We start from the raw sequence: 17,466 nt of genomic DNA, 5'->3' as shown, positions 1-17,466 counted from the left end.
ATATCACAAATCTATATGAATAAAACCGATTTTAGGCAAAACGGTCTGCCAGGCGATTTATTAAATATCCGCTCTCGTTAAGTGCTTGGGTCGCAAACTTTCCAAAGAAATCGGTTACCCCCTCAAACTCTTTGATGAATCCTTCCCGGTCATTTTTTTCTACCATTTGCACCAGTTTTTTGTGATGATCAAAGAACTTTAGCAATAACTCCCGGCGCTCTTTATTGGCAAATACAATATCGGCATACAGCTCGGCATCCTGGGCAAAAATCCGGCCCGTCATCATCAATTCTGCGCGATAAATGGGGGAGGAGTAATCGAGCATATCAGCCGGTTTCAAATCATACTCTTCCATAAACGAACCGTGCAGGAGCGCCACAAAGTGTCGCAGCCCCTGAACCAGGTGCATCACATGATCGTGTTTTTCGGGATCTGCATGTATAACCCGCATTCCCCAAAGCTCACATTGGTCCTGGAACCACTTTGCCTGCTCTCCATCGCGGGCATCGCAAAAAACCATCAGCTGCTTGGACAAGTTCTGAACATCCGGGCCGTGCATGGGGTGTAATCCAACTACCGGTCCCTCATGCGCCTGTAGCATAGCCTGAATAGGGTTTGATTTATTACTGGTGAAGTCGGCAAGAATGGTGTCTTTTTTCAGACGTCCACCCAATCTCTCAATAACGCTTTCCGTTACGTTGATTGGTACCGTAACGATTACCATATCCAGCTTTGGCGACATTTCTTCCAGCTCATGCCAGTTCTTTTTGTCTATAGAATAGGTTATGTGCCCTGTTTGATCAGCCATTCTCTTATACAGCTTACCCATTCCACCTTCGCCACCTATAAACAGAATATGCTTCGGCTCTTCGGTAGCAATGGGAAAGGTTTCCTGCGATTGCGTTGCCCGCGAGGCCGTCATGATCATCCGCAGAAAGTCTTCCGCCCATTCCGGGTCAATCCCTTTGTTTTGGGCAAGCTCTTTGAAAGCTTTCGACTTTTCCTCTTCCCTGGCCGGCACAAAAACAGGCAGCTGGTTCTCTACTTTTCGTTTAATGACATCCCGAACAATTTCACCCCGCTCGGAGAGTAAGTCCAGAATTTGTTCGTCAATTTCATCTATTCGCTTTCGGGGCGATTCTAAATCTTTATGTCGGTGGGACATTTGCGTCGTTTTGTTGGCCACGAAAGCTCTAAAACACAAAAATTGTTTTTGATTTGCAGATTTTGCTTTATCGGGCTCGTTTACCCAATGGAATTTTAAAACCCGATTCGTGCTTTAGTGATTTGGTGGCATTAATTTTTCACAGTTCTTGTTTCCTAAGTTACGTTACAGTTTGTACCTTTAAAAGCTAATTATGGCTCAATTTAAACTTCACTCACCTTACAAACCCGCAGGCGACCAGCCCACTGCCATTGCCGAACTTACGGAAGGCATCAATGCGGGCGACAAGTTCCAGACCTTACTTGGGATTACCGGTTCCGGAAAAACACGAACCGTTGCCAATGTGATTGAAAATGTGGAGAAGCCAACCCTGGTGATGAGCCACAACAAAACGTTGGCTGCACAGCTTTACCGGGAGCTCAGTGACTTCTTTCCCGAAAACCGTGTTGAGTTTTTTATATCCTATTACGATTACTACCAGCCGGAAGCTTATATCTCAACGCAGGATAAATACATCGAAAAAGATTTGTCCATCAATGAGGAGATTCAGCGACTGAGGCTGCGGGCAACCAGTTCCTTGCTTTCCGGGCGGCGGGACGTGATCATTGTTTCCTCTGTAAGTTGTATTTTTGGTATCGGTTCTCCTTCAGAATATGAAAAGCTGATTCTTACTCTAAAAAAAGGACAGGAAATCCCGCGTAATACCATCCTGTATGATTTAGTAGATCTGCATTACAACCGAAATGACCTGGATTTTAAAAGGGGTACTTTTCGGGTGCGGGGTGATGTCATTGATGTGTACCCGGCTTATTCGGATGAAGGATTGCGCATCACTCAATGGGGAGATGAAATTGAATCCCTCCAGCTTTTTGATGTAAATGACGGCACGGTCCATGATTCGGTTGATGAATTCCGGGTTTACCCGGCTTCCCATTATGTAACGTCCAAGTCCCGTCTTGAGCAGTCTATAGAACAGATCAGGGAAGAACTTGAATGGCGCCGGCAGGTTTTAATTGATGAAGAAAAATTTTTGGAAGCCAAGCGCATCGAACAGCGCACCTTGTTTGATATTGAAATGATTCAGGAGATTGGCTATTGCTCAGGTATCGAGAACTACTCCCGTTATTTGAGTGCCCGAAAACCCGGCGAGCGCCCATATTGCCTGCTCGATTATTTCCCAGACGATTTTCTTGTAGTTGTGGATGAAAGCCACCAGACCATCCCTCAAATTTCCGCTATGTATGGGGGTGACCGATCCCGTAAAGTAGAATTGGTTGAACATGGATTCCGACTTCCTTCTGCTCTTGATAACCGCCCCCTTACTTTTGATGAGTGGGAAGGGTTGATCAATCAAGCCATATTTGTAAGTGCTACCCCCAGCGATTATGAGCTGGAGAAATCCGGAGGGGTTTACACCGAACAAATCATTCGTCCAACCGGACTTATGGAACCTGAAATCGAAATCCGGCCACTCGGTAATCAGGTGGATGATCTGCTGGCTGAAATTCAGGAGAAGGTTGAGAAAAAAGAGCGTGTACTTGTAATCACGCTTACTAAACGATTAAGTGAAGAGCTCAGTGAATACCTTAAAAACCTGGGCATCAGTGCGGCTTATATGCACAGTGAGTTAAATGCTCTTGAAAGAATCGAAGTTTTATATAAATTCCGCCGCGGAGATTTTGATGTTCTTGTGGGCATTAACCTGCTTCGGGAGGGAATTGATATTCCTGAACTGAGTCTGGTAGCCATCATGGATGCGGATAAGGAAGGATTCCTGAGATCAGAAACTTCGTTGTTCCAGATAGTTGGCCGCGCAGCACGTAATGTAGGTGGCAAAGCTATTCTGTATGCAGATAAAATCACAAACAGCATTCAGAAAGTAGTGGATGAAACCAGACGGCGGCGCAAACTGCAGGAAGAGTACAATGAGAAGCATGGAATTACTCCCGAAACCATTAAGAAAGAACTGAAACCATTGGTTGATCCGGCGTTGATTTCAAATCAAAGTTTTGACTTTGCCGGCAAGGACGAGGAAGCGGATAAAGACGCACTCGAGGTGGTGAAAGTTGCTGAGGATGGCATTCAGTATAAAGCCAGCCCGGCAATGAAGGAAGTAACTTTCGAAAGTAAGGACAAGCTTATTGAACATCTTCGCGAAACCATGGTTCATGCAGCCAAGAACATGGAGTTCGAGGAAGCGGCTCGTATTCGGGACCAAATAGCACAATTAGAACAAGAATTATAGTTACCAATGAAGAACACGCTTACGTTTTTGAAATCATTTGCAACAGATAAAGACGTTGCTTCTATAACTCCTTCTTCCAAATACTGTGTGCGAAAACTCTGTGAGCATATCAACTTCACCACTACAAAAACCATCGTAGAATATGGTGGCGGTACCGGTGTTTTTACCAAGCATTTCCTCAAAAAAATGAGCCCCGATGCTCGCCTTTTTGTATTCGAAACCAATGATAACTTCTACAAGAAGCTGAGTGAAATTCAGGATGAACGTATCACCGTTTTTCATGAAAGCGTGGAAGAGATCATGAACCTGCTTCCGGAAGAAGTAGTCGGTGCTGTTGACCATGTGGTTTCCGGTATACCCTTTTCCTTTTTTGATTGGGAGATGAAAATCGACATCCTCGGGAAAACTCAACAAGTTTTGAGAAATGAAGGCTCTTTTCTGGCTTACCAAACCTCGGGTCATCTGAAAAAACCCCTAACCGAAGTCTTCGATAATTATACCACCGATTTCTGCTGGAAGAACATACCGCCTTATTTCATTTATGAGTCAGTTAAGGACTAACCTGCTGGATTACAGATCACAATAAACGGTTGCTAAGATAAAAACCCCTATTCCGGTTTTTGGCCCAGCTTTTTACAGATGCCGGCCAGCTGTTCTTTTTCTTTAATGCTTAGGCAGCTAAACTCTTCTTTGATTTTATCCAGATGCTGAGGAAAGAATTCTTCAATAAAAGAACGCCCTTTTTTAGTTAAGTTGATGATCACCGCCCGGCGATCATTGGGATCTGTTTTCTTTTCAACCAGGCCATTCTTTTGGAGGTTATCTATTACCAGCGTAATGTTGCCCCCGCTTTTTAACAACTTTTGGCCAAGTTCTCTCTGGTTTAACGGGCCAAGGTGTAGCAGGGCTTCGAGGGTTCCGAACTGACTGACGGTTAGATTGCCATCTGATAAGTGACGGGAAAGACGGCCATTCAAGCTTTCTGAAGCTCGCATCAATTTGATAAACGCGTTAAGCGTCGACTTTTCTTCGTCCGTACCGTCGTAATGTGTTCCCATAGTGTCTCACCTGTTTCGTGAAGTCAAAACTTTATGCAGGTTGGCATCGTTCGCTCATACATCATATACAACACTGACAGGAGCATGATCCGAAATATCCCACTTTTTTTCTATTTCAGCCACCGTTGCTTTTTCTGCTAATTCATTGGTCGCCAGATGATAATCAATTCTCCAGCCTTTATTCCTTTCTTTGGAAGCGGCGCGATAACTCCACCAGCTATACAGGTCTGTTTTTCCGGGGTGAATTTCCCTGAATACATCATTGTAACCAACCTCCAGGAAGTCGGTTACCCAAGCCCGTTCTTCGGGCAAAAACCCGGACGTTTTGTGTTGTTTATCCGGATTATGAATATCTATTTCGGTGTGGCAAATATTGAAATCCCCACAAAAAACGGAGGGCTTGTCGTCTTCCGCAAACTTCTTTCCAAAACGAATGAAGTTATCCAGAAAATCCATTTTCATATCCTGCCGGATATCACCCGTGGTTCCGCTGGGCGCATAAATGCTGAATACTCTGAAGTCATCATACTCCGCCATAATCACACGGCCTTCACTGTCAATCCAGTCAACCCCGATTCCTTCTTCAATTTTCTTCGGCTTTTCCTTGGAATAAATAGCTACACCCGAATACCCCTTTTTCTCAGCTACATGATAATATTCGTGATATCCCAGCTCTTTTATTTCTTCGGGAACCTGATTTTCCAGGGCACGAAGTTCCTGTATACAAATGATATCCGGGTCACTTTCTCCTACCCAATCAACAAAACCTTTTCGGTGAGCGGCCCTGATTCCGTTTACATTGTATGAACTGATTTTTGTCAAACCGATTTATTTCGCCTTTAAGATTCCGAAATTTCTTTTTCCAACTTTCAGGGCAAACTCATCCCCTTCTGAGAACGTGATGGAATGGTTTTTGTCGGTGACTTTTTTGTCATCGATGCTGATACCACCCTGCTTAATCATGCGTTTGGTTTCGCCATTACTTGGGGAGAACCCTGTTTCTGCTACAATATCCAGAAGGCGGATTTCCTGCCCGGTTTCAAAGAAAAATTCTGGAGCATCGTCCGGAACTTCCTTGTTAATCACCGTTTGCTCAAAATGTGTTTTTGCACCTTTTGCCGCTTCCTCTCCGTGGTACATGCGTACAATGGTGAACGCCAGGTCGTGCTTCGCATTCCGCGGATCCTTCTCAATTTTTTCTTTGATCGCCGGAAGCTGCGCTGTTTCCACATCGGTAACTAACTCATAGTAGGTGTAAATCAGATCGTCCGGAATAGACAGCGCTTTACCGTACATATCATTCGGCTTTTCATTTATGCCGATGTAGTTATCGTAGGATTTGGACATTTTTGCTGAACCGTCGGTACCCACAAGCAATGGCATCATCAGACAAACTTGTGGCTCCTGTCCATCTTCTTTTTGAAGCTGACGGCCCACAAGCAGATTAAATTTCTGATCTGTTCCGCCTAACTCAACATCAGATTTCAGATGCACCGAATCCTGCCCCTGAGCCAATGGATACAGGAATTCATGCAATGAAATCGGCTCGTTCTTTTCAAACCGTTTTGAGAAATCATCCCGCTCAATCATGCGGGCAACGGTCAGTTTTGACGATAGCTTGATGACATCCATAAAATCCATCTCACCCAGCCAGTCGTAATTGTTGGTAAGGGTGAGTTTGCTTTCGTCTAAAATGCTGTTAGCCTGCTCGATGTAGGTTTGGGCATTTTCTTTAACCTCTTTCATCGTAAGAGGCGGCCGGGTTTTATTCTGCCCGGTTGGGTCGCCGATCATGGCGGTAAAGCCACCAATAATCAGTATAACTTCATGCCCTAAATCCTGGAACTGCCTCATCTTTCTGAGGATAACAGAATGACCTAAGTGTAAGTCGGGCCGGGTTGGATCTACCCCCAGCTTTATTTTCAGGGGCCTTTTTTCCTTTTTGGATTTTTTAAGCTTTTCAATGAGTTCTTCTTCAGGAACAATTTCTACCGTTCCGCGGCGGATGATTTCAAGTTGTTCCTCAACAGGTAAAAATGACATTTAGTTATCTGTATTATCGTTTAAAAATGGAATGTTTTCTAAGGGATTGTGGTCGCTGATATTAGCCTTCAGCGTTTCGGTGTAATTTTCGGCACCCGGATAAACCAGGGCTACACCATTGTAGGTTAAGGGGGCCAGGTAAATTACATAAGGGTATAAATAGGATTCATTTCTGGCTTGTTCGCCCGGTACATTAAAACCGGCTAAAAGCAGTAGGACGGCACTTACCACAAGTCCGCTTTTCAGAGCTCCAAAGGTTGCTCCCAAAATACGATTTACCATGCTTAGTTTAACTGCTTTCAAAAGCTCTTTTGTACCATACGCGATTAAAGCAACAATACCGATGGTGCCTATAAACAGAATAGCGCCCGACACGAAAGGCACATACGAAGCCCCTTCATCAAACAGCGGCGCAATGATTCCGGTAAAGGCATCCAGGTAGTTAAAAGTCAGGAAAACAGCGAGTATAATCGCTACAATATTAAGCACTTCTTTTACCAATCCATTTACAGCCCCTTTGTAGCCAAAGTAAAGTATGGGTGTGGCGATAATCAGGTCAAGGATCAGCATTCACTATCCTCCGAGTTCTTCTTTCACGATGCGGCTAACCATTGATCCATCGGCTTTACCTTTTAGTTGACCCATAAGCGGGCCCATCACTTTGCCCATGTCTTGCATGCCGGAAGCTCCAAGGGCTTCTATCTTCTCCTTTACTATGCTGCGGACTTCATCTTCGTCCATCATTTCCGGGAGGTAAGCCTCAATAATTTTCAGCTCTTTTTTCTCATTCTCGGCCAGGTCTTCTCTGTCACCGTCTTCAAACTGCTCAATGGATTCTTTCCGTTGCTTGGCAGCTTTCATCAGTACTTCAACGGCCTGCTCATCGGTTAGGTTTGCTTCCCCGTCTTTTCGCTCGCTGATTTCTTTCTCCATCAGCTTGGCTTTTAAAGAGCGTAAAACCCGCAGCTTATCCTGCTGTTTGGCTTTCATCGCATCCTTGATGTCTGAAATAATCTGTTCTTTAATTGTCATAGTAAATTCCTCCGAGGCTGAAAATAACCAAAAAAAAAGGTTACACAATCATAATTGCGTAACCTTATATATTCATTATGAATGTAGTATCTATCAGGCTTTATTTTGCTGAATAAATTCTTTCACATTTTCCTGGTCGATCATCACTTCCTTGTAGGCAAATTTGCCTTTATCGTTCTTGGTAGAAATGATAACCTTTGCCATTTTGCGGTGAGCCGCTTTCGCTTGTAATGCTTCTTGTCCAAATGATTGCTTCTTAGCCATAACTCTGGTTATTTAATTTCTTTGTGAACGGTGTGTTTACGAAGAACCGGGTTGTATTTTTTTAGTTCAAGTCGATCCGTGGTTGTTCTTCGGTTTTTAGTCGTAACATAACGAGATGAACCGGGTTTTTCGGTACACTCTAAAATCACCTGAACTCTGTTTCCTTTTGCCATTTTTCTACACTTCTTTTATAAGAGTTCCTTTTTTCCGCGCTTCTTTCAATACCGCAGAAATTCCTTTCTTGTTAATTGTTCTGACAGTTTTCGCAGAAACTTTAAGGGTTACCCACTTATCCTCTTCCGGAACGTAAAAACGTCGCTTTTGCAAGTTCAATTGAAAGCGATGTTTTGTCTTATTATTTGACTTGGAAGAACGGTACCCGTTCAAAGCTCCTTTACCTGTAATATCGTCTTTTCGCGACATCGTTGTAATCCGTTAATTCGTAATGAAAATAGACACCAAAGATAGAAGTATAATCATCAAAGTTCAACGGTTTTAGCGATGAAAATTCTAATTATTAACATTTTCCCGAATTATCCACATTTACACCTGCTTTTCTTAGCGGGAATTTAACCCCAGAAACGACAGCTCTAATATTTTCAACAAAAACCCTTCCTTTTTTTGATTTTGCTTGTGTAAGCTCTATTTTCAGGCGTTAATAAACTCATCTTACAAAGCTATCACTCCATAATTATGGCAAAAAAACAAGGTTCCGACTACAAGGCATCAAACATACAGGTTTTGGAGGGTCTTGAAGCGGTACGAAAACGCCCTGCAATGTATATTGGGGATACAGGTCAGCGCGGCCTTCACCACTTAATTAACGAGGTGGTTGATAACTCCATTGATGAAGCGCTTGCAGGCTATTGCGATCACATCATTGTAACCATTAATGAAGACGGTTCCATGACCATTGAAGATAACGGTCGTGGTATCCCGGTAGACACTCATGAAAAGCTCGGTATTCCCGCCGTGGAAGTCGTGCTTACCAAACTGCACGCCGGTGGTAAATTTGACAAGGATACATACAAGGTATCCGGTGGACTCCACGGGGTTGGTGTAAGTTGTGTGAATGCACTGGCCACCAACTTCCGGGCTGAAATTCACCGTGATGGTGAAATTCATGTAATGGAATTTGAACAGGGTAAAACCACCATTCCTCTTTCCGTAAAAGGAAAAACGAAAGAGACCGGAACAAAGATTTCTTTCACTCCCGATCCGACTATTTTTACTCAGACGGTTGAATTTAAGTTCGACATTATTGCTGAACGCATGAGAGAGCTCGCATTCCTGAATCCCGAGGTAACCATCGAATTGGTTGATGAGCGGGAAGAAGACGAAGAGCTAAGAAAGGAAGTTTATCACTACGAAGGTGGGGTAAAAGATTTTGTTGATTTCCTTGATGAGCACCGCGAATCGATGCTTACCACCCCAATTCATATTACCGGAGAAGTTGAGAATGTTCCTGTTGAAATTGCCATTCAATACAATAGCTCTTTCAGCGAAAACGTCCATTCTTATGTAAACAATATTAACACCCGGGAAGGTGGGTCTCACGTTTCCGGTTTCCGAAGAGCACTTACCCGTTCTTTAAAGTCTTACGCTGAAAAGAACAATCTTATTAAATCTAACAGTAAGATTTCCATATCCGGGGAAGATTTCCGGGAAGGAATGACAGCTGTGTTGAGTGTAAAAGTTGCTGAACCTCAGTTTGAAGGCCAGACCAAAACCAAATTGGGTAACTCCGAAGTTCAAAGTGCCGTTGAGGTTGTAGTTTATGATCAGTTAAACGAGTACCTGGAGCAAAACCCTAAAGCAGCCAAGAAAGTAATTGAAAAAGTTGTTCTTGCTGCAGAAGCTCGAGAGGCGGCAAGAAAAGCACGTCAACTCGTTCAGCGCAAAAGCGTTATGAGTGGTGGCGGGCTGCCCGGAAAGCTGGCTGATTGCTCTATAAAAGATCCCGAGCATAGTGAAATTTACCTCGTTGAGGGTGACTCTGCCGGTGGTTCTGCCAAGATGGGCCGTAACCGAAGTTTCCAGGCTATTCTTCCATTAAGAGGTAAAATCCTGAATGTTGAAAAAGCCAAGATTAACCGGATTTTGGAGAATAAAGAAATTCAGGCCATGATTACGGCACTGGGTACCGGTGTTGGTCATGGGGATGAGGATTTCGAGCTGGACAAACTCCGATATCATAAAATCATAATTATGACGGATGCCGATGTGGACGGCTCTCACATTCGCACACTTCTGTTAACGTTTTTCTATCGCTATATGCGTCCGTTAATCGAAAACGGGTTCGTATATATTGCTACCCCACCTCTTTATAGAATTACCACCAGTAAAGATCTGGAATATGCATGGGACGATGAAACCCGTGATAAGTTGGTGAAAGAACTCAAGAAAACCCGCAAGAAGTTTGATGTTTCCCGCTATAAGGGTCTTGGTGAGATGAATCCCGAGCAGTTATGGGAAACCACAATGGATCCGGAAACGCGTACGCTTCAACAAGTAAATGTTGAAAGTGCTGCCGGCGCCGACAAACTTTTCTCAACCCTGATGGGTGGAGATGTGGAACCTCGTCGTGAGTTCATTGAGCGGAATGCCAAGTACGCCAACATCGATATTTGATCTAACTAATCTGAATACAGACTAACCTTTTTTATTACCTGATTTATGGCCAGAGAAAAAATTATACCTATTACTATAGAAGACGAAATGCAATCGTCCTACATCGATTATTCGATGTCGGTGATTGTGTCCAGGGCGCTTCCTGATGTTCGGGATGGATTGAAACCCGTTCACAGAAGAGTTCTTTACGGGATGAATGATCTCGGAATGCTTCACAACCGCAATTATAAGAAGAGCGCCCGTATTGTCGGTGAGGTTCTTGGTAAGTATCACCCTCATGGTGACTCTGCCGTTTATGATTCTATCGTTCGAATGGTGCAGGATTTTTCACTCAGGTATCCGCTCGTAGATGGGCAGGGAAACTTTGGTTCCATTGACGGAGACAGTGCAGCGGCCATGCGTTATACGGAGGTTCGCATGGATCGGCTTTCGGAAGAACTCCTTGCCGACATTAATAAGGAAACCGTTGACTACTCCCCCAACTTTGATGACACGCTTGAAGAACCCACGGTTCTTCCAAGTATGCTTCCCAACCTTTTATTGAATGGTGCTTCCGGTATTGCCGTAGGTATGGCTACCAACATGGCACCTCATAATATGACGGAAGTTATTGATGGGGTCACCGAATATATTGATAACCCTGATATTGAGATTAAGGAGTTGATGCAACACATCAAGGCTCCTGACTTTCCAACAGCCGGTATCATCTATGGATATGAGGGGGTTAAAGAAGCTTACGAAACCGGACGGGGAAAAATCACCCTCCGTGCCCGTGCTAATACTGAAGAGCTCCGTGGCAACCGTGAGCAGATTGTAATTACAGAGATCCCATATCAGGTTAACAAGAGCACGCTAATTCAAAAGATTGCATCGCTTGTTAATGATGAGAAAATTACTGAAATATCTGAAGTTAGAGATGAATCTGACCGTGAGGGTATTCGCATTGTTATCATTTTAAAACGTTCTGCTAACGCCGGCGTTGTACTCAATCAGTTATACAAGTACACGCAAATGCAGACCACCTTTGGTGTGATTAACCTGGCTCTTGTTAAGGGCCGCCCTAAAGTGATGGACCTTAAAGAGCTTATTCATCACTTTGTTGAGCATCGCGTTGATATCATTATTCGTCGTACCATGTATGATCTCGATCAGGCGGAAGCCAGAGCTCATATTCTGGAAGGGCTTAAGATTGCTCTTGATAACCTGGATGAAGTAATCAAGACCATCCGGGCTTCTAACAGTCCTCAAGAAGCGAATATTGAGTTACGCAAGAAATTTGCTCTCACCGACATTCAGGCCAAAGCCATTCTGGACATGCGTCTTCAGAAGCTTACAGGATTGGAGCGAGAAAAGATTGATGGTGAGTACAGAGAGATTATCGACAAGATTTCTGATTACCGCGAAATTCTAACTAACCGCGATAAGCAAACAGCCATCATTAAAGAAGAGCTTGCAGACCTGAAGAAACGCTATGGTGATGAGCGAAGAACACAAGTTGTTCACTCTGCCGACGACTTCAGCATCGAAGACATGATTGCTGATGAAGATGTGGTTGTAACCATTTCCAATAAAGGCTTTATCAAACGGATGCCGGTAAGCGGCTATCGCAGACAGCGCCGTGGCGGTAAAGGAATGAAAGGAACAACCACGCGAGATGAGGAATATGTAGAACATTTATTTGTAGCCACAACCCATAATTACATTCTGTTTTTCACAGAAAAAGGAATGTGTTACTGGTTGAAGGTCTATGAAATTCCGGAGGGTGGCCGACTCGCAAGGGGCCGCGCTATTGTGAATCTCATTGAGCTTGACAAAGACGACTCCATCAAAGCTTTTGTTCCGGTTAAAACCCTTGATGAAGAAGACTACATTAACAACCACTCCATCATCATGGCGACCAAGGACGGGCTTGTTAAGAAAACAACCCTCGAGGCTTATAGCCGCCCTCGACGTGATGGTATTATTGCCATCAACATAAAAGAAGGTGACAGTTTACTTGCCGCCGAACTTACCGATGGCGACAGCCAAATTATTCTTGCCAACAAAAACGGCCGAGCCATCAGGTTCCACGAAGAGGACGTCCGGGATATGGGCCGAAACACTTCCGGTGTGAAAGGAATGAGCCTCGGCAAAAATGGTGAGATCGTTGATATGGTTGTGATCCGAAACGCTCACGAAGCCACCGTGCTCGCAATGTCTGAGAATGGATATGGCAAACGTTCTCTTGTTGATGATTACAGGGAACAATCCAGAGGTGGTAAAGGCGTGATTACACTCAAGATAACTCCGAAGACAGGAGACCTGATTGCGCTTAAAGAAGTAACCGATCAGGATGATCTTATGATTATCACGGAGCGAGGTAAAGTTATCCGAATGAATTGCGGAGGCATTCGAACCATGGGTAGAAATACTCAGGGAGTTCGCATCATGCGTCTCGATTCTGATGGCGCCATTGCAGCTGTAACGCGAGTGGTTAATGAAGAGGAAGGAGACGAAGAGGATGAAGATTAATTCTTAATCCTTTCTCAAAATAATTAAAAGAAAAGGGCTTCAAAATTGAAGCCCTTTTTTATTATCTGAATTTTCTTGGCCAGTTAGTTGTCCAGCATTTCCCGGAGTAACTTCTCTCTTTTTTCGATAAGCTCTTTGGGCTGTTCAATTTTAACTTTTTTTCCAAACTGAAGAAGCCATTCGTTTATAAAGTCCAAATTATCGAAATCAAAACTCACCTTAAAAATTTTAGAATTTAAGCTGGTTTTCTTAATTATTTTAGCCGGTAAATTTGTCTCCAGACGCGTTATCTCTTCTTTTTTGACCTGTAGTATTATTGATTGAGAACTCTCCTCAGATCGGAAGATAAGGGCCTCTATGTCCAAATCGCTGTTAAGGTGGTAGTTTTCGTCTAAGATTTTCACTTCTTCTACCTTTTCAAGAATAAAATTCCTGATTTCACCCCGAAGATGAGATTTTCCAATTACGTTCCAATGATCCTGGTAAAAAACCAAAATGTAGGGATCGATTTTTCGAATTCCCGTTTCCCCTGATTTTGTGGTGTACTCAAATTGCAATCTTTTTTGCTGAGCGATGGCACTACTAATGAGATACCAACTCCCCCCTTTCTTTTTTTCTCCTCCAAATCTCAAATAAGGATCGACGATTGTTCTTCCCTCTAATGAAGTCATGAATTCTTTTAATTCATCCGGAAGAACATTTTTGATTTTTACCTCCACCCCTTTAGCATCTTCCACCAGCCCCTGGTCAACCTGAGACTTCACAAAATTCAGCCCAACCATGATGGTTGCTAGCTCTTTGGAAGTGAACATGAGCGGCGGCACCTTATAACCCTCGATTAATCCATAGCCTGAATAACGATCCCAGGTTACCGGCACGTTAATTTCCTGAAGCGCATTAAAATCTCGGAAAATCGTTCTTCGGCTTACATCAAACCGTTCCGCCAATTCATCTACCGTTAAGCGTTTACCCGGCTGCTGAAGCAAAAGCATCAGCTTCAGCCTTCTTTCTGAACTATTCATGACTGGCTTATTCTTGAGATTTCTACCATAGCCTTTCCTTTATAAAACTCTTCTTCAAATCCTTGCATCAGATCAATGATGTTAACCTTGAGGAGCTCTTTTACTCTTTCAAGTTCGGACTCAACCTCATCCCTCCCTTTTAGCAATATAATTTTTCCCCACGGCTTTGATTCAAGCATTCGCAGCAAATCTCCTATCTTAAAAGCATGCTTTGAAACCAAGAGCTCATCCCCAGCAAAGCCAACCTTTTCTATAGAACAGGAACTTGATGATATGTTTTCAAGGTTAAGAACGGAGGCAATGTTCTTACAGGCCATTATCTTTTTTGTTACCACATCATTCAGATGTATCTGCTTCTCTCTATAACATATCGCAAGTGGTATTCCCGGCAAACCACCGCCGGTGCCCGAGTCTATAACTTTCTCAGCCTTTTCAAACAGTTCAGACTGAGTTAGAACTAATGAGTGCTCTACGTGGTTTTTTATAGTTTCACGTGAAACATCTCGGCTCACAAGATTAATTTTCTTGTTCCACCAAAGCAGGCGGCTTATATATTCTTCTAATTCTTTTTCGTGACGATCAACTAAAACCCGAATATTCTCAGTCTTTTCGTGGGCTAATGGAGTATATAGAATCTGATGTTCCACGTGAAACAGTCCTAATTTTTCAGATAAACCATGAGCACAGAGAGGTCGCTGGCTGAAACCCCACTTATTCTACTTGCCTGACCAATCGTTTCCGGACGTATTTTTGAAAGTTTTTGCGCTCCCTCTGTAGAAAGGCTTTTGATGCTTGAATACTCTACCTGCTCCGGGATTGACATATTTTCCTGCTTCTCCATCTCCTTCACCATCTCGAACTCTTTCTCGATGTAGCCCGCGTATTTTATTTGAATCTCTATCTGCTCCAACACCTCCTTGTTGTCGCTGATATCTTTTACCTGATGGGCAAACTCTTCATCATAGTCCATCATGTCCTGCAAAGAAACCTCCGGGCGAAGTAGGATTCTCTCGGCTTTCATTGGCTGACTCATGGTCGAGCTTTCCTTACTCTCGAGCATTGGGTCCATCTTCTCAGGGTAAACTGTATAGTCTTTAATTAGATCGTCGAGCTTATTTATAGCTTCTTTCTTTTTCTCAACTCGTTGCATTCGTTCATCCGAAGCCAGGCCTATACGATTTCCGATCTCAGTCAGGCGAAGGTCTGCATTGTCCTGGCGGAGCAAAATTCTGTGTTCTGCTCGCGATGTAAACATTCGGTAAGGCTCTTCTGTGCCTTTATTAATAAGGTCATCGATCAAAACGCCGATGTAAGCCTCAGACCTTTGAAGAATTAATGGTTCTTTATCCTGCACGTTAAGAGCCGCATTGATGCCGGCCATCAGTCCCTGGCAAGCAGCCTCTTCGTAACCGGTAGTCCCGTTAATCTGCCCGGCAAAGAATAACCCTTTTACTGACTTAGTTTCTAACGAACGCCTTATCTGATGCGGCGGGAAATAATCGTATTCGATGGCATAACCCGGGCGAATCATAATTACATCTTCAAAACCGGGAATAGTTCGTAACGCTTTGTACTGAACATCTTCCGGAAGGGAGGTTGAAAATCCATTCAAATACATCTCATAGGTATTCCATCCTTCAGGCTCAAGGAATAATTGATGTCTGTCCTTATCTGCAAAGCGATTAATTTTATCCTCAATGCTTGGGCAGTACCGGGGGCCAATGGATTTAATACGTCCATTGAACATCGGGCTTCGATCGAAGCCTTCCTTTAAAACTTCGTGTACCTCTTCATTGGTATAACCAATCCAGCAAGACATCTGCTCTTCCAAAGAAGGCAGCTTCTCTGTCAGAAAAGAAAAGGCTGTTGGGTTCTCATCCCCAAACTGCTCCTCCAGTTGAGAATAGTCCACGGTTCTTCCATCTACCCGGGGAGGTGTTCCGGTCTTTAACCTGCCAACTTCAAAGTCAAGTTTTTCAAGAGCAGCGGAGATACCGATGGAAGCTCGTTCTCCAGACCTGCCCCCTCCATAATTACTTTCCCCGATATGAATCAGTCCGTTTCCAAAAGTACCGGTCGTTAAAATGACAGACTTAGCAAAAAACTTTTGTCCTGTTTGGGTAACTACCCCCTTAATCTCATTATCATTTTCTGATATTAAATCGACTACATTATCCTGACGGAAAAACAAGTGCTCTTTATCCTCGAGCTTCTCCCTCATTTTCTGAGCATATAACATACGATCACTTTGGCAACGCGGGCTCCACATAGCGGGGCCTTTGCTCATATTGAGCATCCTGAATTGAACGCCGGACTCATCGCTGACTATTCCGGACAGCCCGCCCAGGGCATCAATCTCTCTTACCAACTGGCCTTTTGCTACCCCACCCATGGCCGGATTACAAGACATCTTAGCGATAGCTTCCAGGTTCATGGTAATCAGCAGGGTTTTTGCTCCCATTTGAGCTGCGGCTCCGGCCGCCTCGCTACCGGCATGGCCTCCACCAACCACGATTACATCATATGTAGGATCTAAAACGGACATTACTCTCTGTTTTTTAAGTATTTATAAAAACTAATTAATCCTTAGCTATAATAAAGATAAGAAATTGTAGCCCGCTGAACTATAACCTGCATTGGGTTGATTTGCCGAAGATTCGCGAATACGGGAAATCACATTTACATAGTGGCTACAAACAAAAAAAGCTTCCAACTATGTGGAAGCTTTATTGCGATCCGGAAGGGACTCGAACCCTCGACCTCCTGCGTGACAGGCAGGCGTTCTAACCAACTGAACTACCGGACCTTTTTGAGAGCATCAAATATACAGACCATATCGATTGGAAGTCAAGCCTTTTTCCGAAAAAGATTAATTAAAAAAATGAGGATCACGAACTCAATCGTGATCCTCTTATCGGGATGGTGATGGGATAAAGTTCTTAACGATTCAATTCCTTTTCAATGGCTGCAACAAGAGTTTCGCTCTGTGGCTCTACGCTGCTTCTGAATCTCCTCTTTAGTAAACCATTTTTATCGATCAAAAATTTCTCAAAATTCCATTTAATCTCTCCGTCAAAGTCATCATTCGGTACTGAGGTCAAATATGAAAACAAGTCAGCCTGATCTTCACCTTTAACGGATACCTTCGAGAACATCGGAAATTCCACTCCGTACTCAAGCGTACAAAATTGTTTTATTTCCTGATCTGTTCCCGGCTCCTGCCCATTAAAGTTATTAGCGGGAAACCCCAATATCACAAACCCATCATCTTTATAGGTTTCGTATATCTTTTGAAGTCCTTCGTATTGAGGGGTGTATCCGCATTTTGAGGCCACGTTGACCACTAAAACAACTTGTCCTTTATATTGTTCCAGCGAAATCTCCTCTCCGTCAATATCCTGAACGGTAAAATCGTATAATGATGTTTGGTCTGATGTTCCCATAGTGGCTGTGAGTGATAGAAGCAGAGCTGTAAATAAAATTTTCATTGAAATA

Annotated in this window: 17 protein-coding genes and 1 tRNA gene; 4 read left to right on the top strand and 14 right to left on the bottom strand. The window is 43.5% G+C overall.

The features are described from left to right. Positions 1–31: 31 nt before the first annotated feature. Entirely contained in the window at positions 32–1,165 is a 1,134-nt protein-coding gene (gene tyrA, locus JJ941_RS09105; protein ID WP_290964099.1) for a bifunctional chorismate mutase/prephenate dehydrogenase, read from the bottom strand. 193 nt (positions 1,166–1,358) lie between these two features. On the opposite strand from tyrA, the gene uvrB reads away from it, so the two are divergent. Together uvrB and JJ941_RS09095 are read left to right on the top strand one after the other, a co-directional pair. After that, entirely contained in the window at positions 1,359–3,410 is a 2,052-nt protein-coding gene (uvrB, locus tag JJ941_RS09100; protein ID WP_290964097.1) for an excinuclease ABC subunit UvrB, read from the top strand. Between the two features lie 6 nt (positions 3,411–3,416). Next, entirely contained in the window at positions 3,417–3,971 is a 555-nt protein-coding gene (locus tag JJ941_RS09095; protein WP_290964095.1) for an rRNA adenine N-6-methyltransferase family protein, read from the top strand. A gap of 47 nt (positions 3,972–4,018) precedes the next feature. On the opposite strand, the gene JJ941_RS09090 is transcribed toward JJ941_RS09095, so the two are convergent. The 8 genes from JJ941_RS09090 to rpmB form a co-directional block, all read right to left on the bottom strand. Next, the gene (locus tag JJ941_RS09090) at positions 4,019–4,468 is read right to left on the bottom strand and encodes a MarR family transcriptional regulator (protein WP_290964092.1); all 450 of its coding nucleotides are present in this window, start codon (positions 4,466–4,468) and stop codon (positions 4,019–4,021) included. Positions 4,469–4,522: 54 nt separating this feature from the next. Then, on the bottom strand, positions 4,523–5,290 hold the full coding sequence (locus JJ941_RS09085) for an exodeoxyribonuclease III (RefSeq protein ID WP_290964090.1): 768 nt from the start codon (positions 5,288–5,290) through the stop codon (positions 4,523–4,525). Positions 5,291–5,296: 6 nt separating this feature from the next. Then, the gene (gene tyrS / locus JJ941_RS09080) at positions 5,297–6,511 is read right to left on the bottom strand and encodes a tyrosine--tRNA ligase (RefSeq protein WP_290964088.1); all 1,215 of its coding nucleotides are present in this window, start codon (positions 6,509–6,511) and stop codon (positions 5,297–5,299) included. Next, positions 6,512–7,081 (bottom strand): CvpA family protein, encoded by a 570-nt coding sequence (locus tag JJ941_RS09075; protein ID WP_290964085.1) that lies wholly within the window; start codon positions 7,079–7,081, stop codon positions 6,512–6,514. A gap of 3 nt (positions 7,082–7,084) precedes the next feature. Beyond that, on the bottom strand, positions 7,085–7,543 hold the full coding sequence (locus JJ941_RS09070; protein WP_290964082.1) for a GatB/YqeY domain-containing protein: 459 nt from the start codon (positions 7,541–7,543) through the stop codon (positions 7,085–7,087). A gap of 93 nt (positions 7,544–7,636) precedes the next feature. Further along, positions 7,637–7,807, bottom strand: coding sequence for a DUF4295 family protein (locus JJ941_RS09065; protein ID WP_255134079.1), 171 nt, complete (start codon positions 7,805–7,807; stop codon positions 7,637–7,639). A gap of 8 nt (positions 7,808–7,815) precedes the next feature. Continuing rightward, entirely contained in the window at positions 7,816–7,980 is a 165-nt protein-coding gene (gene rpmG, locus JJ941_RS09060) for a 50S ribosomal protein L33 (RefSeq protein ID WP_103664281.1), read from the bottom strand. Positions 7,981–7,984: 4 nt separating this feature from the next. Then, on the bottom strand, positions 7,985–8,230 hold the full coding sequence (rpmB, locus tag JJ941_RS09055; protein WP_255134081.1) for a 50S ribosomal protein L28: 246 nt from the start codon (positions 8,228–8,230) through the stop codon (positions 7,985–7,987). Positions 8,231–8,500: 270 nt separating this feature from the next. Between rpmB and gyrB the strand changes: the two genes are divergently transcribed. Next, positions 8,501–10,438: a DNA topoisomerase (ATP-hydrolyzing) subunit B gene (gene gyrB / locus JJ941_RS09050; protein ID WP_290964077.1), complete on the top strand. Its 1,938-nt coding sequence runs from the start codon at positions 8,501–8,503 to the stop codon at positions 10,436–10,438. A 45-nt stretch (positions 10,439–10,483) separates the two neighbouring features. After that, complete coding sequence (gene gyrA / locus JJ941_RS09045; protein WP_290964074.1) at positions 10,484–12,949, top strand: DNA gyrase subunit A; 2,466 nt, start codon at positions 10,484–10,486, stop codon at positions 12,947–12,949. A gap of 83 nt (positions 12,950–13,032) precedes the next feature. Here gyrA and JJ941_RS09040 read toward each other — a convergent pair whose 3' ends face one another. From JJ941_RS09040 to JJ941_RS09020, 5 genes are all read right to left on the bottom strand, one after another. After that, positions 13,033–13,971, bottom strand: coding sequence for a YafY family protein (locus JJ941_RS09040; RefSeq protein WP_290964071.1), 939 nt, complete (start codon positions 13,969–13,971; stop codon positions 13,033–13,035). Continuing rightward, a complete protein-coding gene (locus JJ941_RS09035) occupies positions 13,968–14,618 on the bottom strand; it encodes an RsmG family class I SAM-dependent methyltransferase (protein WP_290964068.1) in 651 nt (216 codons plus the stop codon). Before JJ941_RS09035 ends, JJ941_RS09040 begins: the two co-directional genes overlap by 4 nt. 11 nt (positions 14,619–14,629) lie before the next feature. Further along, positions 14,630–16,516: a tRNA uridine-5-carboxymethylaminomethyl(34) synthesis enzyme MnmG gene (gene mnmG, locus JJ941_RS09030; protein ID WP_290964064.1), complete on the bottom strand. Its 1,887-nt coding sequence runs from the start codon at positions 16,514–16,516 to the stop codon at positions 14,630–14,632. Positions 16,517–16,703: 187 nt separating this feature from the next. Continuing rightward, a tRNA-Asp gene (locus JJ941_RS09025) sits at positions 16,704–16,777 on the bottom strand. Between the two features lie 133 nt (positions 16,778–16,910). Further along, complete coding sequence (locus JJ941_RS09020; RefSeq protein ID WP_290964061.1) at positions 16,911–17,459, bottom strand: glutathione peroxidase; 549 nt, start codon at positions 17,457–17,459, stop codon at positions 16,911–16,913. Positions 17,460–17,466: the final 7 nt, after the last annotated feature.

This window comes from Gracilimonas sp. (genome assembly GCF_017641085.1).
Taxonomy (GTDB): Bacteria; Bacteroidota; Rhodothermia; order Balneolales; family Balneolaceae; genus Gracilimonas.
The sequence above is the reverse complement of the archived record's forward strand: the minus strand, read 5'-3'. Positions and strand labels throughout refer to the sequence as shown.